The sequence below is a fragment of the Nocardioides sp. JS614 genome, assembly GCF_000015265.1.
GTDB lineage: Bacteria > Actinomycetota > Actinomycetes > Propionibacteriales > Nocardioidaceae > Nocardioides.
Genome location: NC_008699.1, coordinates 423,313 through 447,971, shown reverse-complemented (window position 1 = coordinate 447,971; position 24,659 = coordinate 423,313). Strand labels below are relative to the sequence as shown.

Annotated in this window: 24 protein-coding genes and 1 tRNA gene; 13 read left to right on the top strand and 12 right to left on the bottom strand. The window is 70.7% G+C overall.

The features are described from left to right. Position 1 precedes the first annotated feature (1 nt). On the bottom strand, positions 2-2,209 hold the full coding sequence (locus NOCA_RS03505) for a CocE/NonD family hydrolase (protein WP_140403784.1): 2,208 nt from the start codon (positions 2,207-2,209) through the stop codon (positions 2-4). Between the two features lie 139 nt (positions 2,210-2,348). Here NOCA_RS03505 and NOCA_RS03500 point away from each other — a divergent pair, with 139 nt between their 5' ends. The 6 genes from NOCA_RS03500 to NOCA_RS03475 all read left to right on the top strand — a co-directional run bounded on the left by NOCA_RS03500 (position 2,349) and on the right by NOCA_RS03475 (position 8,155). Beyond that, positions 2,349-2,717, top strand: coding sequence for a hypothetical protein (locus NOCA_RS03500; RefSeq protein WP_011753907.1), 369 nt, complete (start codon positions 2,349-2,351; stop codon positions 2,715-2,717). A 244-nt stretch (positions 2,718-2,961) separates the two neighbouring features. After that, positions 2,962-3,729: a DsbA family protein gene (locus NOCA_RS03495; RefSeq protein ID WP_140403783.1), complete on the top strand. Its 768-nt coding sequence runs from the start codon at positions 2,962-2,964 to the stop codon at positions 3,727-3,729. Continuing rightward, the gene (locus NOCA_RS03490) at positions 3,726-4,403 is read left to right on the top strand and encodes a vitamin K epoxide reductase family protein (protein WP_011753905.1); all 678 of its coding nucleotides are present in this window, start codon (positions 3,726-3,728) and stop codon (positions 4,401-4,403) included. The genes NOCA_RS03495 and NOCA_RS03490 overlap by 4 nt, the downstream gene beginning before the upstream one ends. A gap of 19 nt (positions 4,404-4,422) precedes the next feature. Beyond that, positions 4,423-4,935 (top strand): methyltransferase family protein, encoded by a 513-nt coding sequence (locus tag NOCA_RS03485; RefSeq protein WP_011753904.1) that lies wholly within the window; start codon positions 4,423-4,425, stop codon positions 4,933-4,935. Continuing rightward, positions 4,932-5,678, top strand: a complete 747-nt coding sequence (locus tag NOCA_RS03480) for an SDR family oxidoreductase (protein WP_011753903.1) — start codon at positions 4,932-4,934, stop codon at positions 5,676-5,678. The genes NOCA_RS03485 and NOCA_RS03480 overlap by 4 nt, the downstream gene beginning before the upstream one ends. 68 nt (positions 5,679-5,746) lie before the next feature. After that, positions 5,747-8,155 carry a thrombospondin type 3 repeat-containing protein gene (locus tag NOCA_RS03475; protein ID WP_011753902.1) on the top strand — a complete coding sequence of 803 codons (2,409 nt, stop codon included), beginning with the start codon at positions 5,747-5,749 and terminating at the stop codon, positions 8,153-8,155. A 78-nt stretch (positions 8,156-8,233) separates the two neighbouring features. Here NOCA_RS03475 and mtnK read toward each other — a convergent pair whose 3' ends face one another. From mtnK to mtnA, 5 genes are all read right to left on the bottom strand, one after another. Continuing rightward, complete coding sequence (gene mtnK, locus NOCA_RS03470; RefSeq protein WP_158305620.1) at positions 8,234-9,460, bottom strand: S-methyl-5-thioribose kinase; 1,227 nt, start codon at positions 9,458-9,460, stop codon at positions 8,234-8,236. A gap of 48 nt (positions 9,461-9,508) precedes the next feature. Next, entirely contained in the window at positions 9,509-10,516 is a 1,008-nt protein-coding gene (locus NOCA_RS03465; RefSeq protein ID WP_197687628.1) for an ABC transporter permease, read from the bottom strand. Between the two features lie 77 nt (positions 10,517-10,593). Further along, positions 10,594-12,126: a sugar ABC transporter ATP-binding protein gene (locus NOCA_RS03460; protein WP_011753899.1), complete on the bottom strand. Its 1,533-nt coding sequence runs from the start codon at positions 12,124-12,126 to the stop codon at positions 10,594-10,596. A 57-nt stretch (positions 12,127-12,183) separates the two neighbouring features. Further along, on the bottom strand, positions 12,184-13,290 hold the full coding sequence (locus NOCA_RS03455) for a substrate-binding domain-containing protein (RefSeq protein WP_011753898.1): 1,107 nt from the start codon (positions 13,288-13,290) through the stop codon (positions 12,184-12,186). Between the two features lie 47 nt (positions 13,291-13,337). Then, positions 13,338-14,372, bottom strand: a complete 1,035-nt coding sequence (mtnA, locus tag NOCA_RS03450) for an S-methyl-5-thioribose-1-phosphate isomerase (RefSeq protein ID WP_011753897.1) — start codon at positions 14,370-14,372, stop codon at positions 13,338-13,340. A 153-nt stretch (positions 14,373-14,525) separates the two neighbouring features. On the opposite strand from mtnA, the gene NOCA_RS03445 reads away from it, so the two are divergent. The 5 genes from NOCA_RS03445 to NOCA_RS03425 all read left to right on the top strand — a co-directional run bounded on the left by NOCA_RS03445 (position 14,526) and on the right by NOCA_RS03425 (position 19,336). Further along, entirely contained in the window at positions 14,526-15,245 is a 720-nt protein-coding gene (locus NOCA_RS03445) for a GntR family transcriptional regulator (RefSeq protein ID WP_011753896.1), read from the top strand. A 144-nt stretch (positions 15,246-15,389) separates the two neighbouring features. Then, entirely contained in the window at positions 15,390-17,348 is a 1,959-nt protein-coding gene (locus NOCA_RS03440; protein ID WP_011753895.1) for a bifunctional aldolase/short-chain dehydrogenase, read from the top strand. A 37-nt stretch (positions 17,349-17,385) separates the two neighbouring features. Beyond that, complete coding sequence (locus NOCA_RS03435) at positions 17,386-17,775, top strand: cupin domain-containing protein (protein WP_011753894.1); 390 nt, start codon at positions 17,386-17,388, stop codon at positions 17,773-17,775. A 28-nt stretch (positions 17,776-17,803) separates the two neighbouring features. Then, positions 17,804-18,685: a 3-hydroxy-5-phosphonooxypentane-2,4-dione thiolase gene (lsrF, locus tag NOCA_RS03430; RefSeq protein WP_011753893.1), complete on the top strand. Its 882-nt coding sequence runs from the start codon at positions 17,804-17,806 to the stop codon at positions 18,683-18,685. A 12-nt stretch (positions 18,686-18,697) separates the two neighbouring features. Next, on the top strand, positions 18,698-19,336 hold the full coding sequence (locus NOCA_RS03425; protein ID WP_197687626.1) for a class II aldolase/adducin family protein: 639 nt from the start codon (positions 18,698-18,700) through the stop codon (positions 19,334-19,336). Between the two features lie 56 nt (positions 19,337-19,392). Here the strand turns inward: NOCA_RS03425 and NOCA_RS03420 are convergent, their stop codons facing one another. The 6 genes from NOCA_RS03420 to NOCA_RS03395 all read right to left on the bottom strand — a co-directional run bounded on the left by NOCA_RS03420 (position 19,393) and on the right by NOCA_RS03395 (position 23,163). Continuing rightward, a complete protein-coding gene (locus NOCA_RS03420; RefSeq protein WP_011753891.1) occupies positions 19,393-20,319 on the bottom strand; it encodes a DUF3068 domain-containing protein in 927 nt (308 codons plus the stop codon). A 193-nt stretch (positions 20,320-20,512) separates the two neighbouring features. Further along, entirely contained in the window at positions 20,513-20,875 is a 363-nt protein-coding gene (locus NOCA_RS03415; protein ID WP_011753890.1) for a YciI family protein, read from the bottom strand. 286 nt (positions 20,876-21,161) lie between these two features. Then, positions 21,162-21,824, bottom strand: coding sequence for a hypothetical protein (locus NOCA_RS03410; RefSeq protein WP_011753889.1), 663 nt, complete (start codon positions 21,822-21,824; stop codon positions 21,162-21,164). Positions 21,825-21,841: 17 nt separating this feature from the next. Continuing rightward, complete coding sequence (locus NOCA_RS03405) at positions 21,842-22,423, bottom strand: hypothetical protein (protein WP_011753888.1); 582 nt, start codon at positions 22,421-22,423, stop codon at positions 21,842-21,844. A 323-nt stretch (positions 22,424-22,746) separates the two neighbouring features. Further along, positions 22,747-22,822, bottom strand: a tRNA-Thr gene (locus tag NOCA_RS03400). A 158-nt stretch (positions 22,823-22,980) separates the two neighbouring features. Further along, positions 22,981-23,163, bottom strand: a complete 183-nt coding sequence (locus NOCA_RS03395) for a hypothetical protein (protein ID WP_011753887.1) — start codon at positions 23,161-23,163, stop codon at positions 22,981-22,983. A 106-nt stretch (positions 23,164-23,269) separates the two neighbouring features. Here NOCA_RS03395 and NOCA_RS03390 point away from each other — a divergent pair, with 106 nt between their 5' ends. Beyond that, entirely contained in the window at positions 23,270-24,220 is a 951-nt protein-coding gene (locus NOCA_RS03390; RefSeq protein ID WP_011753886.1) for a LysR family transcriptional regulator, read from the top strand. Beyond that, a complete protein-coding gene (locus tag NOCA_RS03385) occupies positions 24,217-24,621 on the top strand; it encodes a limonene-1,2-epoxide hydrolase family protein (RefSeq protein WP_011753885.1) in 405 nt (134 codons plus the stop codon). The genes NOCA_RS03390 and NOCA_RS03385 overlap by 4 nt, the downstream gene beginning before the upstream one ends. Positions 24,622-24,659 lie beyond the last annotated feature (38 nt).

The window sequence follows — 24,659 nt, the reverse complement described above, 5'->3', positions numbered from 1 at the left end:
GTCAGCCGGGGAAGCTGCGGCAAGGCTGGCTGCGCAACGACGCGCATGCCGGGGCCGTCGCCGGCACCCGCACGCCCGGGACCACGGACAGCACCAGGCGGGAGCGCCGTACCGCGTCGGCGGCGACGGAGACCCGCTCGCCGTCGGCGATGGTGTCGAAGGCCCACAGCGGCCGGGCGCCGCCGGGGGCGTCCACGGTCAGCCGCAGCCGGGACCCCGCACGGAAGGCCTGGGCGAACGGGAACAGCTCGATCCGCAGCTTGGTGTACCGACCGGCCGGCAGCGGGCGGACGTCCGCCTCGAGGTCGGTGTGCACCGGCGAGACGGGCGTGGAGCGGGCGGTGTCGAGCGCGCGGTGGCTGGCCCGCAGCCACCCGGACTGCACGTAGACCTCGCGGCCGTTCGGCCGCACCTCGCTGAGGGTCACCTCCAGGTCCGTGTCGAGGGCCGGGGTGCGGACCCACAGGTCGACCGAGCCGGTGCCGATCGCCACCACGTCCGTGCGCAGGGGCGCGCTGAGCCAGCCGAGCCCGGTGCCGTCAGGAATCTGCCGCCAGTCGTAGTCGGGGTGCGCCGCCCAGATCCCGGAGCTCGAGCCCGAGTACGTCGTCTCCGGGAGCGCGGTCGGGTCCGCGCGGTAGCTGCGCGGGGTCGCCGCGGCGGGCCGGGTCGAGGAAGGCGTCGCGCGCAGGCGACCGGTCGAGGTGAGGTACCACGCGGTCGGCGCGGCGCTCGGGATCGGCCAGGACGGGAAGGTCCGCACGAACCGGGGCAGCGGCGCACCGGAGGGCTGGCCGGCCGCGGCTCCCTCCTCGAAGAGGATCCGGACCGGGTCGGCGGACTGGTAGCTGCGCAGCGCCTGCCGGTAGGTCAGGCCCGTGTAGTCGGGCCCGGGCGGAAGCGACAGGCCGGCGACGCCGGTGAGCGACTGCGCCAGGATCGGGGCCACGAACGTCTTGGCAGCGGTCGGCACCCGGCGGGCGACGTAGAGGTCGAGGAAGTCGGCGTACCGCCCGAAGACGCCGAGGCTGAGCGACTCCGTGTGCGAGCCGTTGGCCATCGACGCGTACACGTGCGGGGCGGACGCGAAGTCGTCGAGCAGCGCCGGGAAGTGGCCGCCGGTCTGCTCGTCCTGCCAGGCGCCCGCGATGAAGACCGGGACGTCGATGCGATGCACGAACAGGCTCGGCGAGATCGGATCGCCCACCTTCGCGGAGTAGTAGGGGTTGTCCTCGATCAGCTGGAGTGGGTCGGGGTTCTGCAGCCGCAGCGCCTGGTTCGCCTCGCACACGCTGTCCCCGGCGTCGACCCGGGGGCGCTCCCAGCCCTGGCCGTACGGCGCCGCCTGGCTGGCCCGCTCGGTCGCCCAGGGGACGGCGAAGCCGGTGTTGAGGATGCCGCCGGGGTAGAGCGTGCCGCGGTAGGTGTCGTCGATGACCGACAGCGGCGTGATCGCCGAGAGGTGCGGCGGGCGGGTCCGCGCGACGTAGAGCTGGGAGATGCCCGGGTAGGAGATGCCCACCATCCCGACCCGGTGGAACTTCGCCCAGGGCTGCGCGGCGACGGCCTCGATCACGTCGTAGCCGTCCAGGCTCTGGATCGGCTCGAAGTGCAAGAAGCTGCCACCGGAGCAGCCGGTGCCGCGCATGTTCACGCCCACGTAGGCGTAGCCGAGTGTGTTGAACAGCTGGGCCATGGTCGTGTTGGCAGGGTTGCTGGGGTCGTAGCCGGAGTACTCGACCACGGTCGGGAACGGTCCCGGGCCGGGCGGGAGCACGACGTTCGCCGAGAGCGTGGTGCCGTCGCGGGTGGTGACGTACCCGAAGCCGGGCGCCAGGGTCTGCGCGTCGTAGAAGGACTGCGGCGGTGCCGGGTCGTCGAAGTCGCCCACCGTGACCGGATCGGACTGCGCGCCGGGATCGGCCGCGGGCCGTACGGCGTAGCCGCCGGCGGCCAGCTCGCGCCACGCGAGGCTGCCGGCCGCGTCGACGGTCCCCGCCGCGACGGTGGCCCCGTCGGCCCCGACGAGCTCGAGCTGCTCGCCCGGTGTCGCCGAGAGCACGTAGAGCTGGTTCACACTGGGGCGGAGCGTGAAGCCAGCCGGGTCGCCCGGGCCGGCCGCGGAGGCGCCGGTCGTGCCGAGCCGGGCACCGGCGAGCACCGCCGCGAGGACGAGACTCGCCGTGGCCGCTCTCCTCGCTCTCCGCATGGCGTGATGCTGCCACCTCAGCGTCCGGCCGGAGGCCCGAACTCCCGAGCCCGCACATCCACAGGACCAGCACAGGAAGCACACACCTGCGCCCCACCTCCCGCGCCGACGCTGGGCTCATCGCAACCAGGAGGACCTAGTGACCGAGCAGACCCCGGCCGACAGGGCCCCGAGCGGAGACCGGACGGAGCCGACCGCCCCGGACCGGGCCGCCGACCCGTCCGGCGCCGACCGGGCCGTCCCGGACCGGGCGAGCCGGTGGCGGACCCTGGTCCGCCGACCCGGCCCGGAGGGCTACCTCGCGGCCGGGCTGTCGGCACTGGTGGTCCTCGTCGGCCTCGGTGGCTTCCTGGTCGGCCGCGCATCGGTCGACGAGCAGCAAGGCCCGACCGAGGTCGGGCAGCAGTGGCGGCGCGGGCCGCTGCCCGGCGACCTCCCCGACCCTCCCTTCGGCGGGGACAGGGACGGCGGGTACGGCCCGGGCATCGTCCCCGGCGCGCCCTCGTGAGCGTCCTCGTGAGCGCCACCCCTGACCGGCCTTGCCCCTGGTCACCCACAGGTGGGTGGCCGGGGGCGGGCTCCAGAACCTCGCCTCCCGGTGCCGACTCGCTGAGCCGATCGTCCCGATCTCTAGAGCCGAAGGTCCCGGATCCACGCTCGACCCTCGGGGATCCGTCCCGTTCCGATTAGTGTCGACGGCAGGCCACGACCACAGACCGGGCCTGCCCAAAAACGACCACAGGAAGTCGCGGATGAGCAAGCAGGGACGGATCAGGACCCAGCAGATGCGCGAGCAGCAGCGCATCGTCGAGGAGCAGCAGGCGCGTCGCCGCCGGCTCGTGACCGCGGTCGGCGCCGTCGTGATCCTCGGCCTGGTCGCAGCCATCGTCTTCGCGGTCGTGCGCACGGTGACCGGCGACGACGACAGCGCACCCGCAGCCTCCGGGCCGCTGGTGGCGCCGGCGAACATCGAGCCCTCCGGGTCGTTCGCGGTCGGCCAGGACGACGCACCGGTCACGGTCGAGATCTACTACGACTACATGTGCCCCGCCTGTGGCGCCTTCGAAGCGGCCAACAGTGGCGAGCTCGACCGGCTGGTCGCCGACGGCACCGCGCGGATCGAGCTGCGCCCGATCTCCTTCCTCGACGAGCAGTCGCGCGGCACCCGGTACTCCACCCGCGCCGCCAACGCGTTCGCGACCGTGGTCCACGGTGCGCCGGACCGGGCCTGGGCCTTCCACAGTGCGCTCTACGAGAACCAGCCGGCCGAGGGCACCGAGGGCCTCAGCAACGACCAGATCGCCGCGATCGCCCGGGATGCCGGCGTGCCCGACGACGTCGTCGAGCAGTTCGGCGAGGGCACCTACGAGCCCTGGACCGCCTCGGTGACGCAGAAGGCGTTCGACTCCGGCATCCAGGGCACCCCGACCGTCGTCATCGACGGCGAGCAGTTCCAGGGCGACGTGTACACGGTCGGCCCGCTGACCGAGGCGATCGAGTCCGCCGCGGGCAGCCAGTGACCCACGCGCCGGGCACCGACAAGCGGTCCACCGGCGGGCTGGGCACCGACGAGGAGCTGGCCGAGGGCTCGCGCCTGCACCGGCTGCGGCACAGCCGCGCCACCGTCTGGGTGACGATGCTGGTGGCCTCGGTCGCGAGCCTGGTGGCCTCCTTCGTCCTCTCGATCGACGCCCTGCGCCTGGCCGAGGACCCGAACGCCGACCTCGGCTGCAACATCAACGCCGTCATCAGCTGCGGCACCGTGGCCAACTCCTGGCAGTCCTCGCTGCTCGGGTTCCCCAACGCCTTCCTCGGCCTGGTCACCGAACCGGTGGTGATCACCCTGGCCGTCGCCAGCCTGGCCGGAATCCGGTTCCCGCGCTGGTTCATGCTGGCCGCGCAGGCCGTCTACACGGTCGGCCTCGCGTTCGCCTACTGGCTCTTCTACGAGGCCATGTTCGACATCGGGGCGCTCTGCCCGTGGTGCCTGCTGGTGACGCTCGCGACGACCCTGGTCTTCTTCGAGATGACCTACGTGAACATCCGCGACGCCAACCTGTACCTGCCCCGCCGGGTCCAAGCCGGCCTGGTCGCCATGGTCCGCTCGAACCTCGACCTCGTGCTGGTCGTCGCCTGGATCCTGGTGCTGGTGCTGGCCGTCGTGCTGAAGTACGGCGACGCCCTGTTCGCCTGATCCTCGTGAGGTCCGCATCGTGAAGACCCCGCCGCCGCCGGCCGCCCTCGCCACGGCCGCCGCCCTCGCCCAGCGGCTGCTGGGTGGCCCGCGTCCGGCTCGCCCGGCACGCACCGCGGCGGCCGGCCTGGTGGGAGCCGCTTCGGCCGGCCTGCTCGTCGCGGCGGTCGAGCAGTTCCGGCGGACCGGGACGACCGTCAACCCGCTCGAGCCCGGCACCGCGACGGACCTGGTCACCACCGGCGCCAACGCGGTCTCGCGCAACCCGATGTACGTCGGGATGGCCGGGGTCCTGGTCGCCCACGCCCTCCTGCGCGGGCGGTGGGCGGCACTCCTGCCGGCCGCGGCGTTCGTGGTCGCGATCGACCGCGGCCAGATCGCCGCCGAGGAGGCCGCGTTGCGCGAGCGGTTCCCCGGGGACTACTCGACCTACGCCGCGCGGGTGCCTCGCTGGGTAGGGCTCCCCGGGTCCCGGCGGACGTCGGACGCCGGACCGCACCGGCGGGGGTGCCGGGCTACCGTCGACTCATGACGGAACGGCTCGTGGCGTTCGTGACCGGCGCGTCCAGCGGCCTCGGGAGGGCGACCGCCCGTGCCCTGGCCCGCGCCGGGTACGACGTGGCCCTGGCCGGTCGCGACGCCGAGGCGCTGAGCGAGGTCGCGACAGCCGTACGCGGCGCCGGGGCGCAGGCCCTCGAGCTTGCGGTCGACCTCGCCGAGGGCGATGCGGTGGAGGACGCCGCCCGCCGCGCCGTGGACCAGCTCGGCGGTGTCGACGTGCTCGTCAACGCCGCCGCCACCGACAGCCCCGGGCCGGCTTCGACACTGTCTCGGGAGGCATGGGACCGGGTGCTGGCGGTGAACCTGACCGCGCCGTTCCTCCTGGCTCGTTCGCTCATGGGCTCGATGGCGTCGCGCGGCGGCGGGCTGGTCGTCAACGTCTCGTCGGTGGCCGGCCGGCGGGGTTGGGCCGGCGCCTCGGCGTACTGCTCGACGAAGTTCGCGCTCACCGGCCTGACCCAGTCGCTCGCGGCCGAGGGCCGTGAGCACGGCGTGCGGGTGTGCTGCCTGTACCCGGGTGCGATGGCGACCTCGTGGGGTGTCTTCGACCCGGCCGCGCGCCGGACGGCCGAGCAGCCGGCACCGGCGTCGGTGCGGGAGTCCCTCGCTCCGGACACGGTCGCCGACCTGATTGTCTGGATGGCGACCCACCCCGGGGCGCCGGTGCTGAACGAGGTCACCGTGACGCCGCTGCTCGAGCAGGGCTGGCCGTAGCCGAGGCACCGGTCCGCCGGCAGTCCAGCCAAGCCCTAGCCTCACCCCGATTGCGTCGTTTCCCGGGCATGGATCGCAAGAGCTCCCTCGTCCTTCTCCTGCTGCTCGCCCTCGCCCTGGTGGGGATGGGCGCGCCGGCGGCCAGCAGCCCGTCGAGCGAGTTCGTCCGTCCGAGCTGGGGTGACGGTCAGCTGCCCGCAGGCTGCGTGGTCGACCGCGACCCGCTCAACCCCGACAACCTCTGCTACCACATGAAGGTGGGCCTGAACGCCCTCGACTCCCCGAAGGTCGATGTCGACGTGCTGGTGCCGGTCTCCCCCGCGGCCGAGCGTGACATGCGGGTCGCCGAGCAGGCCGTGATGATGTGGGAAGGCGGCCTGCACCATCTCGCCGACCAGATGGACCTGCCCTGGCTGAAGGACGGGTTCGACATGAACGTCCGCACCCACCAGGTCGTGGTCGACCCCACCGGAGCGCTGCAGCAGCCCCTCGCCCTGGTCGATCCCGAGATCGTCGTGATCGTCAGCAACCCGGCCGGCGGGGTCGGCATCGGGATCGACCCGGTGTCGTTCGCCGGCGAGCTCGGGATCATTGACGGCGAGGGCGCTCCGTGCGCCGCCGTGCCCTCCCCGCTGGACTTCGGCACGTGGACGGACAAGCCGGGGTTCGAGCAGCACGGCCGCGAGAAGGGCGGTGTGTACGTCGAGGACTGCGGCGGCGTCGGCGGCAACGTCTGCTTCGCCGTCAACGGCGCGGTGGACCCGGTGCCCGGCGCGTCCGACTTCTTCGGCCTCTTCGACCTGGTGGCCCACGAGTTCGGCCACTGCCTCACCCTGGGCCACGTGGGCGACGGCGCCGACGGCCCCTGGGGCCCGACGCCGACCAACGACATCATGGCCTACAGCACCGACCCGCCGGGCGTCGCCAAGTGCGTCTCCACCCTCGACGTCGAGGGCTTCGCGCTGCGGATGAGCCGGTACCTCGACGTCAACGGAGACGGGGCGGTGGACCGGCACGACCACCTCGCCCCCAACGACGTCCGGGGCGACGGGTTCAACTCGTTCCAGGTGCAGCACCCCGACGACCACCTCTACGCCTCCTCGACCGGGGACCCTGCGGACTGCCCGCAGCCCGAGCTCGGTCCCGTCCCGCTCAGCTACGGCAGCTGGAGCCCGAAGCCCGTCGCCACGACACGTCCGGTGCTGCGGACCTCCTCCCTGCAGGTCACCAACGGCCACGTGCACGTGCGCGGTGACGCCACCAACGAGCCCCTCGGCAAGACGCCGACCCAGCGCAGCGCGCGGGCGACCGACGCCACGTCCGACTCGCCCACCCCGGTCACGGACCTGACCGGCGTCCAGGTGTCGGTGACGCGCAGGACGGTGGACGCGACGATGTCGGTCACCCAGGTGTGGCCGGTCGCTCAGGGCGGGTCGGCCACGGCGTACAGCCTGCTCGTCTCGGGGCGCCGCTTCGACTCCTTCATCTGCACCGGGGACACGTCCGGCACCCCGCAGGTGATGGACAACGGCACCGGCTACTACCTGCCCGGGGGCAGCGCGACCTGGAACTACGACGACAACACCGTCACCTTCCACATCCGCCGCGACTACCTGGCCGACCAGCAGATCGAGGCGCCGTACACGGTCAACGCCATCACCGGCCTGCACGCGCGCGGCAACGACTGGATCGCGACCACGGACGCCGCTCCGGACGGCGCCGGGCTGCGCCTGGCCGCGCCGCCGATGGGCGCCGAGACCCGCGACGCGCCGGTCGCCCGGACGGTGCGGACCGCACGGGTCGAGCTGACCCCGGAGGGCGGCGCCAGCGTCCTGCCCACCGACAGCACGCTCGGCGTCGGCCTGGTCAGCGCCGTCGACAGCCGCGACTACTTCGACCTGCCGATCGCGAAACAGGCGACCGCCGAGGTCACCCTGAGCTGGACCGGCTCCACGATCTTCGGCCTCTCCGTCAACGGCGGCTCGGGGCAGCAGGTGGCGGAGCAGGACGGCCGCATCACCGTCACCGTCCCGTGGGCCCGCCGGGACCTGTCGATCACCGTCGACCCGCAGGAGGTCGTCGAGCCGACGACCTACACGCTGACCGCCCGACTGACCACGGTGCGGGCCGACCACGACCGCGACCGGGTGCCGGACGTCGCCGACCGGTGCCCGACCCGGCCCGGGCCCAGCGCCAGCAGCGGCTGCCCCGACACCGACGCCGACGGCATCCTCGACCGGGACGACCGGTGCCCGACCGAGGCCTCGGCGAGCGCGTCCGGGTGCCCGACGGACGGCGACGAACGGGTCGTCCTGATCGTCGACGGGAGGCGGCTGGCCGCACAGACGGTGGTCACCGCCCACGGCAGCGCGGCCTTCACCCTCGACGGCGTGGTCGGCCGAGGCACGCACCGCGTGGTGCTCGCCTGGATCCGTGACGGCAAGGTCGTCGCGCGGATCAGCCGGCGGGCCGGGTAGCCGCGGGCCCGTGCTGCCCGTCCGGGACCGACCAGCAGCCGGCGGCCGACGGGCATCCTGCCGTGGTGTCGCTCTGGGTCACCGCGTGCAGTGCTCGGCCAGCACCTCGCCGACCCGGCCGGCCACGACGCGCGGACCGTTCTCGCTGGTCGAGTGCCGGACGAGCGTGCGTGCCGCCCGGAGGACACCACGCGCGGCGCCTTCGCGGAGCTCCTCGGGCAGGGTCTCGATGTCGGCGGTCTTCGCGGCACCCACGATCCGGCGCGACATCTTCGCCGCCGCGAACAGCCAGGCCTCGTTCTCCCACTCACGGAGCAGGTCCTGCAGTGTGTCGTCGCGCCATACCCGGGCGTCCAGGCGCGACGGCCACCGACGGCGGAACTCCCCCTCGAAGCCATCCCAGGTCTGCTGGACGAGCCCGAGTGCCCATGCGGCCCGCTCGTCCTGGCCAAGGGCGAGGGCACGCGCCGCCGCGATGGCGTAGTTCCCCCAGAGCGCGCCCAGGTCGAAGGCGACCGGCCCGTAGAAGGCGAACTCCGAGTCGAAGGCCTTGACGGAGTCGCAGCGCGACGAGCCGTCGACGGCACGGACCATGACCGACCCGGTGTGGAGGTCGCCATGGATCAGGGCCTCCGCCTGGGTCATGAACAGCCACTTGGCGCGGCCCATCGCCCGGACCATGGCGTCGTCGGCGGCGAGCTCCGCAGCATCCTTCTCGTTGGCCGGGAGTACGGAGTTGCGGCCGGCGTCGACGAGCGGCTCGGTGAACACGAGGTCCTCGGTGATCGTGCACAGGGCCGGGTTCACCGAGGCGCTCACGGCGTCCGCGAGCGCGTGACGCTCGAGACCGAAGGCGGAGGTGCCGAAGGCGACGGCGCCGACGTAGGCCCCCATCGCCTCGGCCGCTCCGTCGTGCCTCAGGCCCTCGTTGAGCGCGCCTCGCCACACCCGGTGGTCGCTGAGGTCCTCCATCGCGATGATGTACCGCTCGGGGTGGTAGTCGAAGACCTCCACCACATGGTCGGGGATCAGGGCGTGGTGGGCTCGGAGCGACTCGACCTCGTGGCGGGCTCGGTCCGGCGTCATCGGCCACGCCTCACCGGTCATCCGGACGTAGGGCAGCGCCTGTTTCAGGCACAGGCCGCGTCCGTGCCGGTCCTTGACGAGGAACACCAGGTTGAGGTTGCCGTCGCCGATCTCCTCGACGCTCGCGAGGGCGACGGTATCGACACGGCTGGCGAGGACCGGCCGGGACTCGATGTAGGACGCCACCGTGTCCACGGTGAGGAACTCGTAGTCGGACATCATCATTCTCCTGAGACGGACGGCGTTGGTTCGGCGCTGGTTCGGGCGCTAGGTGGCCGGGGTGTAGCGCACCTTGCGTCGCGAGATCGTGAACGAGAACAACAGGGCGACGATCAGGACGAGGCCCTTCGCGGTGTCCTGGTAGTAGTACTGGAAGCCCTTCATGGTCAGGCCGGTCAGCACGATGCCGATGAGCAGCGCACCGAGGAGGGTTCCCCAGGCGTTGGGCTTGCCCATGCCGAGCACCGAAGTCCCGACCAGGGCCACCGCGACCGCCTCCAGCAGCGAAGACGCGCCGGCGTTCACGTCGCCCTGGCCGATGCGCGAGACGAGGATCAGCCCGCCGATCGAAGCGAAGACGCTGCACAGCACGTAGGCGAGACCGCGGTACAGCCCGACCCGGACACCGGCCAGTCGTGAGGCCTCGGGGTTGGCGCCGATCGCGTAGAAGATGCGGCCCCACTTGGTGCGCGCCAGGATGAACCACGAGACGGTCGTCAGTACCAGCATCATGATCACCGGGTACGGCACCGGGCCGAGTGTGCCCCCGTCGATCCGCAGGAACGACTCCGTGAACTTGCCCGGCGCCGGTGTGCCGTCGGGGAGCACCATCCCGGAGGCCACCGACTGTCCGTCGACCGGGATCAGCTTGCTCCCCTGGATCACGAACATCACGCCGAGGGTTGCGAGGAGGTCCGGGATCTTGCAGAGGACGATCAGCACCGCGTTGAGCAGGCCGACCGCGACCCCGGCGAGCAGCACCACGACGACCGCTGCGCCCCCGTTGAGGTTGTAGAACACCATCGTCATGGCGGCCATCTGCACCGACAGGCCGGCGGTCGAGCCGATGGACAGATCCATCCCGCCGACCGCCATCACGAACGTCATCCCGAGTCCGAGGATCGCGGTGACCGACGCGAACTTCAGCATCGAGAAGAGGGCGCCCGACGTCCGGAACGACGGTTCGGACAGCGCGAAGTAGGCGAACAGCCCGACGGTCACGGCGATGAAGCCGTACTTGACCACGGCGTCACGTACGCGGGTGCCGGTACTCAAGACATCGTCCTCCGGCCGCATCACTCTGCTGCTTCCCGTAGCCTCTGTCGGGAGGACGCTGGATTCGATCTGCGGCATCATGCCACCTCCGACATGCTCTTCACGATGGCCTCACTGTCAACTTCCGAGGTATAGGAATCCAGGCGGACGTCGCCCTCCACGAGCACGATGATCCGGTCGGCGACCTCGCGGATCTCGTCGACGTCGCTGGAGAAGACGACCACGCAGGAGCCCCCTTCGGAGGCCTCCCGCGCCTTCCGGCAGATGTCGCGCCGGGCGCCGATGTCGACTCCTCGGAAAGGCTCGTCGAGGAGGATGACGCGGGGCGACTGGTTCAGCCAGCGCCCGACCACGACCTTCTGCTGGTTCCCGCCGGAGAGGGCGTCGACCGGCTGGTCGGCGCCCGTGGACACGACACCGAAGGCGTCGATGACCGAGCGCGCGGAGGATCGCTCCCGTGGCAGGTTCAAGATCCCGGCCCGGGACAGCCTCGCGACGAAGGGAAGCGTCGTGGTCCATGCGATCGACCAGCCCGGCAGGATCGCCTCGGACGCACGATCCTCGGGCACCAGGTAGATGCCCTGGCCGACGGCGTCTGCTGGCTGGCGTGGACGGTAGGCCTTCGCGTCGAACCTGACCGTGCCCGCTCGGAACTTGTCGGCTCCGAAGATCCCGCGGGCGAGCTCGGACTTTCCTGCGCCGATGAGACCGACGACGCCGGTCACCTCGCCGTAACGGATGTCGAGATCGAACTGTCGGGAGCGGCGCAACAGCTGGACGCCGCGAAGCTCGAGGGCCGCGGCCGTGCCGCGCCTCTCGACGAGGGTCTCGGCATCCAGGGCGACCTGCTTGCCCAGCATGGAGCGGATCGCCTGAGCCATGTCGAACGGCTGGCGCTGCACGTCGTGGATGCGACCGTCCCGCAGCACGACCAGCTGGTCGGCGAGGGACCGGATCTCGTCGAGGTGGTGGGAGACGTAGAGGATGGCGACGCCCTCCCGGCACAGACGCTTGATGACGTCGAAGAGACGGTCCGCCTCAGCCTGCGACAACGTCGACGTCGGCTCGTCGAGGATCAAGACCTTGGGCCGATGGACCAGCGCCCGCGCCAGCAGCAACAGCTGCCCGTCGGCGATGCCGAGCTCGAAGACGTCGCTGCGCAGGGTCGCGTCGGACCATCCGAGGTCGAGGGTCGCAGCGATCTCGCGCGCCCTGGGGAGCAGTTTCGCGTGCGACCTGACCGCGGGGATCTGGCCCTGGACGATCTCCTCGAAGACCAGGTTCTCCGCCACGCTGAGGCCGGGAATGATGCTTGCCCCGATGTGCTGGTGCACGGTCTGGATGCCGTGCTGGGCGGCTGCGAGCGGCGAGTCCAAGACGACCGGCTCGCCCGCGACCTCGATCGTTCCACCGTTGCCGCTGTAGACGCCGGCGAGGATCTTGATGAGTGTCGACTTCCCGGCCCCGTTGGCGCCCAGGAGCGCGGTGACCGTTCCCGGGTACAGCGCCATGGTGACGCCCTTGAGCACGGCGTTGGTCCCGAACGACATGGCGATGTCGTGCAGTCTCAGGGCTGGCAGCGGCTCGTCGGGTGAAGGGTTGCTGAGCATCCTCGATGTCCTCTCGGTTCGCCGGAGCGGGGGACCGAGCCCCGCTCCGGCGGACGGTCAGAACGTGACGGCCGGGATCCAGTCGGCGGACGACACGTCGGCGATGTTCAGCGCCGGCTCCGCTGCACGCAGATCATCCATGTTCTTGATCCCCTCCGACCGCAGGAAGTCCTGCGTGACCAGGATCGGCGGGAACTCGACGTTGAGCCCGTCCAGCTCGCCGGCCATGTGGAGTGCGAGCGTGCGGACCACCGCAGCACCGATGGCGTTGGGGTCCGTCGCGCCGGTCGCCACCCACGGGCTGTCCGGGTTGGTCATGAGCTCGATGTCGGCCGTGGAGATGTCGGCGCCGTAGACCTTGACCTTGCCCTGCAGGCTCGGATTCTGCTTCAGCGCGGAGAGGGTCGCCTTGGTGAGCTCGTCGTACGGCGCGTAGACGGCGACCACGTCCGGGTTGGACTTCAAGACGCTGTCCACCATCGGCGCGGTGTCCGTGGCCGTGGAGTTCGTGAACTTGCCGGTCTTGAACTTCTGGGTCCAGTCGTTCGTGGCCAGGTAGTCCTGCCACACGAGGTCCCGGCGGTCCAGCGGCGCGATACCGGCGACGTTGACGTAGCCGACCGGCTTGCCGGTGCCGATGTCCTCGGCCATCTTGTCCAGCACGAGGCTCGCCATCTTGTTGTCGGACTGCTGGGTCTGCACGGCCTGCGGCGCGCACTTCTGGATCTCGACGTCGTAGATGACGACCTTGATGCCCTGGTCGATCGCCTTGTTGACGCCCGGGCAGAGCGTGTCGGGGAAGCCGTGGCGCACGATGATGCCCTGCACGCCGGATGAGATGGCCTGATCGAGCTGGGTCGCCTGCGTGGCGTTGTCGCCCTGGGCGTCGTACACGCTCAGGTCGATCCCGAGCGCTGCCGCCTGCTGCTTCGTGCCGTTCAGGTACTGCTGGAAGTAGTCACCCTGGCCGCTGTTCTGCACGATGGCCACGCGGACCCCGGCCTGGTCGAACGGCGCAGGTGCGTCCCCGCTCGCCGCCTGCACGGAGGCGGAGTCCTGGGCCTTCGGCTCCGCAGTGGTGGCGCCGCTTCCCTGGCTACAGGCAGCGAGGCTCAAGGCAGACACCGCGGCGACACCGGCCACGATGAGTTTGTTCATCCTCATGGGGTTCCTCTCGTAGGTGCAGCCGGGGCTCCGGTCTGCCTCATGTGTCAGCTCGCCACCGATGCGAGCAGGTTCGGGGCGGGACGGGCGGCCGGCTCGACCACCCCCCGGTCCGTCACGATCGCGCTGATCAGGTCGTGCGGAGTCACGTCGAAGGCGGGGTTGTAGACCCGGGTCGACGGCAACGCCGTCGGGTGGCCCCCGAGACTGAGCACCTCCGCGGCGTCCCGCTCCTCGATCGCGATGTCGTCGCCATGGGCCGTCGCCAGGTCGACAGTGGAGCTCGGCGCCGCGACCACGAACGGGATCCCGGCTCGTTGGCAGGCCAGGGCCAGGGCCAGCGAGCCGACCTTGTTCGCAGTGTCGCCGTTGGCGGTGATCCGGTCCGCGCCGATGATCGCGACGTCCACGAGGCCGCGCACGATCGTGCTCGACGCCGCGCCGTCCACCTCGAGCAGATGCGGGATCTCGTCCCGCGTCAGCTCCCAGCTGGTCAGCCGGGCACCTTGGAGCAGCGGGCGGGTCTCGTCGACGTACACGACCTCCAAGGCGCCACGGTCGTGGAGCTCGTGGATGATCCCGTAGGCGGTCCCCCAGGCCGAGGTGGCCAGCGCGCCGGTGTTGCAGTGCGTGACGACGCGCACGCGTTCCCTGCCGGTGCGACCCAGGATCCAGTCGGCACCGAGCCGGGAGAGGGTCCGGTTGGCCGCCTCGTCCTCCTCCACGACGGCCTTGGCCATCTTCAGCACCGTCTCCGGCCCCGACGGCATCGCGGCGCGGACCTGGTCCACGCCCCAGGCGAGGTTCACGGCCGTCGGACGTGCCAGTCGGATCCGGTCGACCTCGACCTGCAGCCGCTCGTCATCCCAGCCCTCGCGCTCGGCCTGCCGCATGGCGACGACCACACCGAGCGCACCCACGGCCCCGAGCGCAGGCGCTCCCCGGACCGCCAGGCTCTGGATCGCGGCGACCAGGGCGTCGACGGTGTCGACGTCCAGGTAGCGCTCCTCGACGGGCAGAAGGGTCTGGTCGAGCAGCCGGATCGTCTGCGCGTCCTCCTGCCATTGCAATGCCAGGACCATGTGGTTCGCCTCCCGATATACTGCCGGTTGTTTTACAACTGCTTGGGAGAGTAGATATGACTTAGGCAGTTGTCAACGGATTCGAGTGAACACACGGCCGACGCCGCCCGCTAGGGTCGGCGTGGCGACACGCGGGGTGAATGGAGAAGCAAGATGAGGACCCGCAACACACTGGCGTCTCGCATCGCCGAGGACCTCCGCGGCGACCTGTCCGCGGGGACCTACGGCCCTGGTTCGAGACTGCCTACCGAGGCCCAGCTCAGCGAGAACTTCGGCGTGTCACGCCCGACCGTCCGCGCCGCGTTGCGCGAGCTCGAGGCGCTGGGGCTGGTGCAGACCCAGCACGGCGTCGGGACGTTCGTGGTCGAGCAGCCGGCGGTCCGCGCCGGGCTGGAGGGAATGGACTCGATCACGGACTCGATCCGCGCCACCGGGAAGGTCCCGGGCATGGTGTACGCGACCCGGCTGCTGCGACCGGTGCTTCCCGAAGAGGCCGCATTCATGGGGGTATCGGGTGATACCGAGGTCCTCGAGCTGCGACGCAAGCTCCTGGCCGACGGCGAGGTGGTCGCGTACTCCTACGACCTCCTCCCCGCAACGCTGCTCCCGGACGGATTCGACATCCAGACGCTGGAGGGGTCCCTGTTCGCATTCCTGCGCGGTGTGCTCCGGATCGAGCCCGACCACGGGGTCGCGGAGGTGCATGCGGTGCACTCCGACCACGTGGGGTGGGGCGATGAGGCGAAGGCCCACGATCTCTTCGTGCTGCTGAACCAGCTGCACTACGCCGGTGACGACCGGTTGATCCTCTACTCGCGCACCTACTTCATCGAGGGCCGCTACTCCTTCACGATCTTCCGCAACCACCGCTGACGCGAGCGCGGCCCCCGCGCCGGGCCGGTGGCGTGCCGCAGGTGCGTCACGGGCCGGGCGATCATGGCGTCTCCACTTGACGACCTGGCAACTCATCTCTAGGTTGTCTTACAACTTGGAAGCAGGTGTGGGAAGTTGTCCGGTGTGCCATTCGCGATGTCCCCGGCGGCGTCGGCCGCTCTGACCGATCTCGTCAGGGTGTCCCGGCTCCTGGGTGCCGACCCCGCGCTCGTCCTTCACGGCGGCGGGAACACGAGCCTGAAGGCCACGACCACCGACCTGACCGGGTCGACCGTGGACACCCTCTTCGTCAAGGCGAGCGGACACGACCTCGCCTCGATCGACGCGGCCGGCTTCGCACCGCTCCGGCTGGCACGCCTGCGCGAGATCCTGCCGCCCGTCGTCGTTCCCGACGACCTGCTCATCAACGAGCTGCGCTGTGCGCTGCTCGACGCGGCGGCACCGGATCCCTCGGTGGAGACCCTGCTGCACGCGCTGCTGCCCCGACCGGCCGTCATCCACTCACACGCCGACGCGTTGCTCGCGGTCGCCAACACACCCGATGGCCGCGAGCGGCTCGCCGACCTCTTCGGGGATCGCGTGATCCTGGTGGACTACGCCATGCCGGGACCAGACCTGGTGGCCGCCTGCGCGGCCGCCTGGAGCCGGGAGGGCGGCAACCACACCCAGGGCGTCGTCGTGCTGGGGCACGGCCTGTTCACCGTCGGCTCCACGCCGGACGAGGCGTACCAGCACCACGTCGATCTGGTCACGGACGTGGCCGGCCTCCTGCGCGCATCCTCGACGCGCGGCCAGTCGCAGCCGGCTGCGCCCCTGCCGCCTGCAGACCCGCTGGCCGTGGCCCGGCTGCGGCAGTCCCTGAGCCGGGCCGCCGGGCACCCGATGGTGGTCACCTCCCACCGCGACAACGAGGTTGCGTCCTTCGTCGGGGACGACCGCCTGCTCGCGGCCGCTCAGCGCGGGCCGCTCACCCCCGACCACGTCATCTGGACCAAGCACAGCCCGATGATCGGCACCGATCTGGACGCCTTCGTCCGGGCCGAGGACGACTACTTCACCCGGCACGCCACGCGCCGCGGCCGCACCCTGCTGCGGCTCGATGGGGCGCCCCGGGTGGTGCTCGATCGCACCCTCGGCATGCTCACCGCGGGACGAACGGCAGGCGAGGCGGCGCGAACCGCGGACATCTACCGGCACACCCTCGGCGCGATCGAGCTGGCCGAGGCCCTCGGCGGCTACCGGCCGGTCGAGGAGGAGCACGTCTTCGACCTCGAGTACTGGTCGCTGCAGCAGGCGAAGCTCTCCCGCAAGGACAGCCATCGCCCGCTCTCCGGCCAGGTGGCGGTCGTGACCGGCGCGGCCTCGGGCATCGGGCACGCGTGCGCGGTCAGCCTGCTGGAGTCGGGCGCCAGCGTGGTGGGCTGGGACGTCAGCCCATCGGTACGCGACGCGATCTCCTCACCGGAGTGGCTCGGGCTCGCCGTCGACGTCACCGACTCCGCTGCGGTGACCGAGGCCATCCAGCGCGGGGTGGAGGCCTTCGGTGGGGTGGACATCCTCGTCGTCGCGGCGGGCATCTTCCCCACCAGCGCCAACCTCGGCGAGATGTCGATGCAGGCCTGGCGCCGGGCGATGGCGGTGAACGTCGACGCGGTCGCGGACCTCTACGGACAGATCCACCCGTTCCTCGCCGCAGGCACCCCTTACGGCCGCGTCGTGCTGATCGCGTCGAAGAACGTCGCCGCCCCGGGCCCTGGCGCCGCGGCCTACTCCGCGTCCAAGGCAGCGGTGACCCAGCTGACCCGGGTCGCGGCCCTCGAGTGGGCCCCCCATGGCATCCGCGTCAACATGATCCACCCCGACGCCGTGTTCGACACGGGCCTGTGGACACCGGAGCTGCTCGAGGCGCGAGCCGAGCACTACGGCATGACGGTCGAGCAGTACAAGCGTCGCAATCTCCTCTCCACGGAGGTCACGAGCAAGGCGGTCGGGGACCTGGCCGTCACCCTGGCGGGTCCCGCCTTCGCCGCCACGACCGGCGCCCAGATTCCCATCGACGGCGGCAACGAGCGGGTCATCTGAACCGGCCACCGCCCACCGCACACATGAGCGAGGACACATGAAATCCGGATCCACCAACGATCTCGAGTACCGCTTCGGCGACCACGGGCCGGCCTACGTCATCCGGGACCCGTCCAGCGAGATCGGAGTCCTGCGGCTGCGGCCCGGCGACGACATGACCAACCACATCCATCACTTCTGCGACGAGTCGTTCATCGTGCTGGAGGGGTCCGCGACGCTGTGGGTCGGCTGCGAGCGGCGCTACCTCCTCGGTGTCGGCGACGTGTACCGCTGCTCCCCCGGCGAGATGCACTACTTCGTCAACGAGACCGACGCGCCGTTCCGCATGGTCTTCGTCAAGTCGCCGGCCAGTCCCGGCGACACCGTGAACCTGCCCTGGACACCGGGGCAACCGGCTCCGCACGTGCCGGAGACGCCAGCACTCTGACAACGAAAGCCAACGAAAGGACTCAACCATGGCTGACCTCGAGGGCAACCTCGCCGCCAAGGACTTCGGCCTCGACCGCCCCCAGCAGGTGGAGGGATTCCACATCAAGGGCGCCAGCCAGCTCGACTTCGGCATGCGCCACCGCCTCTCGCGCATCTTCGGCGCCGACGGACGCACCGTCATGCTCGCCTTCGACCACGGGTACTTCCAAGGTCCCACCAGCGGGCTCGAGCGTGTCGACCTGAACATCGTGCCGCTCGCGCCGTACGCGGACGCGCTCATGGCCACGCGAGGCATCATCCGCTCGGTCATCCCGGCCAGCTGCGACAACGCTCTCGTCGTCCGGGCGTCCGGCGGCCCCTCCATCCTCAACGACCTGTCCGACGAGCGCATCGCGATGGACATCACCGACGCCGTGCGCATGGATGCCGCGGCCGTGGCGGTCCAGGTGTTCATCGGCAGCGACCACGAGACCCAATCCATCCACAACCTGACCCAGCTCGTCGACGCTGGGCTGGGGGCGGGCGTCCCCGTCCTCGGCGTGACCGCGGTCGGCCGGGACATGGTGCGAGACGCGCGCTACCTCGGCCTCGCCACCCGGATCATCGCGGAGCTCGGCGCCCAGCTCGTCAAGACGTACTACTGCGAGGACTTCGCACAGGTCACCGCTGCGTGCCCGGTACCGATCATCATGGCCGGTGGCAAGAAGCTGCCCGTGCTCGACGCCTTGAACATGGCGCGCAAGGCGGTCGACGAAGGCGCGGCCGGGGTGGACATGGGTCGCAACATCTTCCAGCGTCGAGACCCCCACGCCATGCTCCAGGCCGTGCGCTCCGTCGTCCACGACGAGTGGTCGCCCGAGAAGGCGGCCGAGCTCTACCGTGACCTCTCCCACGGCGCGGAGGACTGATCCGAGGTGCACGTGTCCGAGGCCGACGCCCGCGCGGCCGTCTGCGAGGTGGGACGGCGGCTCTGGCAGCGCGGGATGGTTGCCGCCAACGACGGCAACATCTCCGTGCGCGTCGACCCCGACAGCTTCCTGTGCACACCGACAGGAGTGAGCAAGGGCACGCTGCGGCCCGAGGACCTGCCCGTCGTCGACGGCACCGGGCAGCTCCTCGGGGGCGGCGACGTCCGGCCGTCCTCGGAGATCCGGATGCACCTGCGGGTCTACGCCGTGGACCCGCAGGTGCACGCGGTCGTCCATGCCCACCCGATGTACTCGACCGTGTGGGCGATCAAGGGCGAAGGGCTCTACGGACCGATGATGCCCGAGACCGTCGTGGCGATGCCCGAGGTCCCCCTGGCGTCCTACGCCACGCCGTCCACGGACGCCGTGCCGGACTCCATCGAGCCGTTCGTCCTGTCGCACCGTGCCTGCCTGCTGGAGCACCACGGCGCCCTCACCTGGGGCACGGACCTGGAGCAGGCGTACCTCGCCATGGAACGGCTCGAGTACACCGCGCAGGTGACGTTCCTACTGCGCCAGATAGGCGGAGCCCGCTATCTCCCGGCCGCCGAGGTCGCCCGACTGAACACGATCTTCAACACTGGACGCTGAGGTTCCGCGCACGTAGTCCGCGCCGCCCGTCCGCCGACGGCAGGCGACCGGCGAGGTCAGGCCCCGGCCGTGGCCTTCGGCTGGTCCGCGGGAGCCGCCGTGCGCCGGCGGCGGGCGAGGAGCAGCAGCGCCAGCCCGAGCAGGATGAGGGGGATCCCGGCGGCGAGTCCGACGATCGGGACGATGTCCTCGAGCAGGCGCAGCGTCGAGATCGCTTCGTTGGCGTCGTCGACGTTCTTCTGGACCTGCTCGTCGGTGAATGCCAGGTCGAGCTCCAGCAGCGGCGTCCCGTTGTCGGCGACCCGCTCCTGGTGGACGACCTGCTTGATGATCGAACCGGTCCGCGGCTCGATGTAGAACGTGTACGTCGCGTCGTACGTGCCGGTGATGTCGCCGGCCACCACGACCGAATCGGCGGTGGCGTGGTACTCGTACTTGTAGACCTTCAGGCCGTCGATCTCGTCCTCGCCCAGGTACTCCGCCTCGACGGTGCCGGCGATGATGTCGTCCCAGACCGGGTAGGCCTTCTTCTGGGCGTCGAACGGCCACTTGTTCTGCAGGCCCTCGAGCTGCGGGGCGGTCTCGGGCAGGTACCCGTCGTTGTCCACCGTCATCGCGGTGTGCCGATCGGTGACGAACAGGGTCGTTTCGGCGCTGATCAGCCGGCCCTGGGGGTCGTCCGCGTCGACGCAGCCGTCGATGCCGCCCTCGTCGTGCACCAGGCACAGCGAGGTGTTGAACACCACGTTGTCGTCGTCGGACGCCTCGGAGTCGACGGCATTGGTGCTCCACGCCTTGACCGGCCCCTCGTCGAGGGCGTCTCCGCCGGAGAACACGCCGGCCGTGCCGGACAGGTCGGTGACGTTGTCGGTGTCGAGCGGCGTCCGCTCGACCTGTCCGGGCACCCAGGTGAGGGCGACGATCGCCACCACCAGGAAGAAGGTGCCCACCACGATGAGCAGAGCGGGCAGGATCTTGCGCATGACGCCTCCTCGGCGTGGCACGTCGAGCCGGGCGCCGACTGTCGCCAGGGACCGAGCCATCTACAAGGCGAACGTTACAGTGTCCGCCCGCCCTGCAACCGATGAGTAACAGAATCGTGTTCAGGCAACCCGACACACGAAGGCGGGGGCGGTTCCGACGTCGTGCGCGGGTACGGCGCAGCCCGGCGCCTCGTCAGGCCAGGCCCTCGAACGGACGGACCTCGACCTTGCCGCGGCACGCCTTCGACCCCTGGGCCGCCAGGTCGAGCGCGACGTCGAGATCGGGGGCGTCGATGATCCAGAAGCCGCCGATGAGCTCCTTCGTCTCGAGGTAGGGCCCGTCGGTGATCAGCGGCGTCTCCCCCTGGCCGTCGACCACGGTCGCCGTCGATGCTGCTTCGAGCCCACCGGCGAAGACCCAGTAGCCCTCGGCGTGGAGCTTGTCGTTGAAGGCGCCGGTCGCGGCGAACGCCTCCTCCATCTCCTCACGGGAGTCGTAGTTGCCGAACTCGTTGCGCTCGGCCGGTCCGTGCACGCTCAACAGGTAGTGCGTCATGACTCCTCCTCAGGTCCGGCGGTCCTCGCGACCGCCGTCACCCTCACCACGAACGGCATCACGGCGATACGACAAACCTGCCACAGGTGTCGCGAGCGGCGCGCGGGAGGCGGCGGCCCCAGGAACGGGAAGGGCGCCTCTCGAGCGGCGGGTCCGCCGGTGAGCGGCGCTTCCACGGGGAGCCCCTGTCGGAATCGAACCGACGACCTCGTAAGGCGTGGTCTCCCGCGCGGCAGGCGGCAACGATCCGGGCCCCGCCGGCCGGATGCCAGGTGGCGGCCGGCCTTCAGCCGTGCGTCTCGGCGTTCTCTTCCGAGGCGTCGGGTGCCCACCCGGGGCGCGGCGGCGTGAAGTGCGGATCGTTGGAGATCCGGTCGATCTCGGCGGCCTTCACCTCCTCGATGGGAACCAACCATCGGTACCGGTAGTACAGGTCGCGTCGGATCACGGCGATCCGAGCGTCGTGGGTCAACGCCGCGATGCGCCCTGCCGCACGTAGATCGCCGAGGGCGACGCGCACGGTGGACTTGAGGTGGGCGAACATCGGATAGTCGTGAGTGGGGTGGCCGGCGACGGCGGCGAGAAACACCGTGTGTGCGTACGCGACTCCGATCCGGCCCTGTCGTTCCTGCCAGCCACCGATGATCGCGGCGGCGGCTTTCGGGTCTTGGGTGTCGAGACGGACGACCCGCACGACCTCGACGCTGTCGCTCTGCTTCGCCTTCGAGATGACCTCGCAACTGGGCGAGTAGACCATGACCGCGTCCCACGGTCGCCCGTCGCTTGTCGTCAAGGGCGTGCCGTTGGCGTCGCTCGGCGGAGCGCGGAAGAGGTCGCCGAAACGGTGTGGCCAGACGTCGGGCCGGTCCGCCTCCTCCGCTGGAACCCAATAGCCCGCAGGCGCCGGGTACCAGGCATCGCTGGCGCTGCCCTGCGTTTCCTCCGCCACGGGTGCCTCAGCCTCGGTCAGCCGAGGTTGAGGTCGTCATCCGAACCGAACTCTTCGATCGGTCCGCCCACGTGCGAGAGGTGTGCACGCGTGATGGGTTCGCCGTGCTCACCGGCAGTGATCCGGGTCGGGAATGTGGCCGCGAACTCGGCGATTTCGCGCCACCGCTCAGCCACATCGACGCGGGGCATGACTCGTTCGAGCATCTCTGACGGGACCGCAACGCCGGTGCGCGCAGCGGCGAGCAGCACGGTCATGGTCGAGGCGAGTTCGCTCTCGCGCTCATCTGCCTCCTCGACGCGGGCGACCAGCCCGAGATAACGGTCGGGCGCGACCAGATAGCCTTCGACCTCGTTGTAGTGCGTGACCGCGACTGCGTCGGTGTCTTGGAGGAGGTCCAGCGTCGGTCGGGTGTCGCGGCGAAGTGCACTCGATGACACGCGCCGCTCGCCCTTGGTGGCGGAGCGCAGACGGAACTGGGCGGACTTGTCGACCGTGGTCGTAGACCTGCCGCTCTTGGCTCCAGAACGCGCGGCCTTGCCTTCCCTGCCGCCCTTGCCTCCGGAGGCGCTGATCAGCCCGAACGACTGCTTCTCCATGGCTCCCCCTTCCGCATGTCGCCGACTCTCACTTCTCTTCCACTATCGATGAGACGGCGAGGTTGCACAAGATGTTGCACAACATTTCAAGTCACAACCGGTGGTCGGGCAACCCGCAGTCCCCCGCGCGGCGACGTTCCATGACAACGGTGCGCCCCAGTCGCCGTCGCGTTGAGCCGTGCGGGAACGAAGCGCGAGGGTCTGAACCTGGCGTTCGTCGCGAGTTCGCGAGTCGCGGGCCTCACTCGGAGTGAAGTCGGGCCCTGGCCAGCATCGCCGCCGGCCAGGGCCCTCGTTGGAGTCGCTGTTGGAGCCGCCTGTCGTGGAGCCGCCTGTCGGAATCGAACCGACGACCTTCTCATTACGAGTGAGACGCTCTACCGACTGAGCTAAGGCGGCGCGCTGCCCGGCGAGACGTACCCGGGCCGGACAACCCGGAGAAGTATACGGACGCCGCTCCGGTGCACGAAAACGGCACCGGACCGGCGTGGGGGGTCCTCGGCGTACGGCGATCAGAGGCGTCGCCGACGGCGTGGACAGGCGAGGCGTGGCCGGGTTCAGGCGGCGAGCGTGGCCTTCGGGGCCCGGGCGGCGCGGCGACCGGTGAGCATCGTCTGCTCGGCCCCGCACCAGCAGGTGAAGGTGACGACGATGCCGTGGTCGGTGTTGGCCAGACCCGTGACCTGGCTCGGGAAGATCAGCTTGCGCTGGTCGCAGGCGGTGCAGTGGTGATCGAACATCGAGGGACCTCCTCCGAGGCGCGGGCGAGCGGGAACACCGCCATTCTCGCCGCGCACTACACATAGGGGTAGCCTAGGTATCCTTCATCATCCCTAGGATATTCCTATGCTTTCGTTACATCAGCTCACGTGCTTCCTCGCGACCTACGAGCACGGCTCGCTGACGGCGGCGGCCGAGGAGCTCGGCTACGCCCAGCCGTCGGTCTCCGAGCAGATCCGGGCCCTGGAGAAGACGCTCGGCGTGCAGCTCTTCCGCCGGGTCGGCCGGGGCGTGGTCCCCACGACGGTCGCCGACACGCTTCGGCCGCACGCCGAGAAGGTGCTCGCGACGGTCGACGAGGCGGCGCAGGCCGTGCAGAGCGTGAAGTCGCTCGAGACCGGCACGATCCGCTTCGGCATGTTCGGGATCGCGCGGTTGTACGCCGGAGCGGGGCTGATCGGCGACGTGCTCTCGCGCTACCCGGGCGTGCGCGTCGAGCTGGTCGGCCAGAACTCCACCGAGGTCGCGGAGGACCTGCGCCGCGGCCGCCTGGAGGCCGCGATGCTCGCGGTCTCAGGCATCCAGAGCGAGGGGATGACGGTCACCCCGGTGGCGCGCGAGGAGCTCGTGTACATCAGCGCCGACCCCACCCGCCTGGCCACGCCCGTCACCCCCCACCGGCTCTCCCAGGCGTCCCTGGTGATGTCGGAGACGACGTACCGCGCCGTCGACTCGACCCGCGCCACGCTGCGGCAGATGCTCCACGAGACCGGGCACAATCCCGCCACCCGGATCGAGGTCGAGGACATCGAGACGGCCGTGGAGCTGGTGGGGATGGGGTACGCCGACTCGGTGGTCCCGAAGGGCGCCGCGCTCCAGCTGCTCCCCCGCCTGGCGCCGGAGGCGGGCTGGGTGGCGCTGCGGCCGCGGCAGTACGACACCTTCGCCGTGGTCCACCGCACCGGCGCCATCCTCTCCCCCGCCGCCCGGTTGATGATCGACCTCGCCACCGCACGGATCCAGGCGATCGCCGAGCCGGTGACGGCTCGCGCGGCGCGGGCTACCGTCGGAGCATGACCCCCGAGCAGACCGTCCGTGCCTTCCTCGAGCACCTCTCCCGGGCGGAGAGCGAGGCGGCCCTCGCGCTCCTGGACGCCGACGTGGAGTGGCGCAACACCGCGATGCCGACCTTCCGCGGCGAGCGCGTGCGCCAGATGATCGGCGACATGGAGCGCCGCGGCGTCGGCTTCGAGGTCCGCTGGCACCACGTCGCCGCCACCGGGGAACCCGACAACGGCACGGTGCTCACCGACCGCACCGACGTGCTCCGCTACTCCGGCTGGGAGACGTCGTTCCGGGTCCGCGGCACGTTCACCGTGCAGGACGGCCGGATCACCCTCTGGGACGACGCGTTCAGCTGGTTGGAGCTGTTGGGCTCCGGGGTCGCCGGCCTCGGGAAGATGCTGACCTCGCGATAACGGGCCGCGGCGGCGGAGCCTGGGGGCTGTCCCGCCGG

Coding starts and splice junctions, on each gene's coding strand:
- NOCA_RS03455 (WP_011753898.1), bottom strand. CDS start 13,290: ATGAGGATGAACAAACTCATCGTGGCCGGTGTCGCCGCGGTGTCTGCC.
- lsrF (WP_011753893.1), top strand. CDS start 17,804: ATGGCTGACCTCGAGGGCAACCTCGCCGCCAAGGACTTCGGCCTCGAC.
- NOCA_RS03435 (WP_011753894.1), top strand. CDS start 17,386: ATGAAATCCGGATCCACCAACGATCTCGAGTACCGCTTCGGCGACCAC.
- NOCA_RS03395 (WP_011753887.1), bottom strand. CDS start 23,163: ATGTTCGATCACCACTGCACCGCCTGCGACCAGCGCAAGCTGATCTTC.
- NOCA_RS03495 (WP_140403783.1), top strand. CDS start 2,962: ATGAGCAAGCAGGGACGGATCAGGACCCAGCAGATGCGCGAGCAGCAG.
- mtnA (WP_011753897.1), bottom strand. CDS start 14,372: ATGGTCCTGGCATTGCAATGGCAGGAGGACGCGCAGACGATCCGGCTG.
- NOCA_RS03475 (WP_011753902.1), top strand. CDS start 5,747: ATGGATCGCAAGAGCTCCCTCGTCCTTCTCCTGCTGCTCGCCCTCGCC.
- NOCA_RS03390 (WP_011753886.1), top strand. CDS start 23,270: ATGCTTTCGTTACATCAGCTCACGTGCTTCCTCGCGACCTACGAGCAC.
- NOCA_RS03505 (WP_140403784.1), bottom strand. CDS start 2,209: ATGCGGAGAGCGAGGAGAGCGGCCACGGCGAGTCTCGTCCTCGCGGCG.
- mtnK (WP_158305620.1), bottom strand. CDS start 9,460: ATGTCCGACTACGAGTTCCTCACCGTGGACACGGTGGCGTCCTACATC.
- NOCA_RS03420 (WP_011753891.1), bottom strand. CDS start 20,319: ATGCGCAAGATCCTGCCCGCTCTGCTCATCGTGGTGGGCACCTTCTTC.
- NOCA_RS03480 (WP_011753903.1), top strand. CDS start 4,932: ATGACGGAACGGCTCGTGGCGTTCGTGACCGGCGCGTCCAGCGGCCTC.
- NOCA_RS03415 (WP_011753890.1), bottom strand. CDS start 20,875: ATGACGCACTACCTGTTGAGCGTGCACGGACCGGCCGAGCGCAACGAG.
- NOCA_RS03445 (WP_011753896.1), top strand. CDS start 14,526: ATGAGGACCCGCAACACACTGGCGTCTCGCATCGCCGAGGACCTCCGC.
- NOCA_RS03385 (WP_011753885.1), top strand. CDS start 24,217: ATGACCCCCGAGCAGACCGTCCGTGCCTTCCTCGAGCACCTCTCCCGG.
- NOCA_RS03460 (WP_011753899.1), bottom strand. CDS start 12,126: ATGCTCAGCAACCCTTCACCCGACGAGCCGCTGCCAGCCCTGAGACTG.
- NOCA_RS03405 (WP_011753888.1), bottom strand. CDS start 22,423: ATGGAGAAGCAGTCGTTCGGGCTGATCAGCGCCTCCGGAGGCAAGGGC.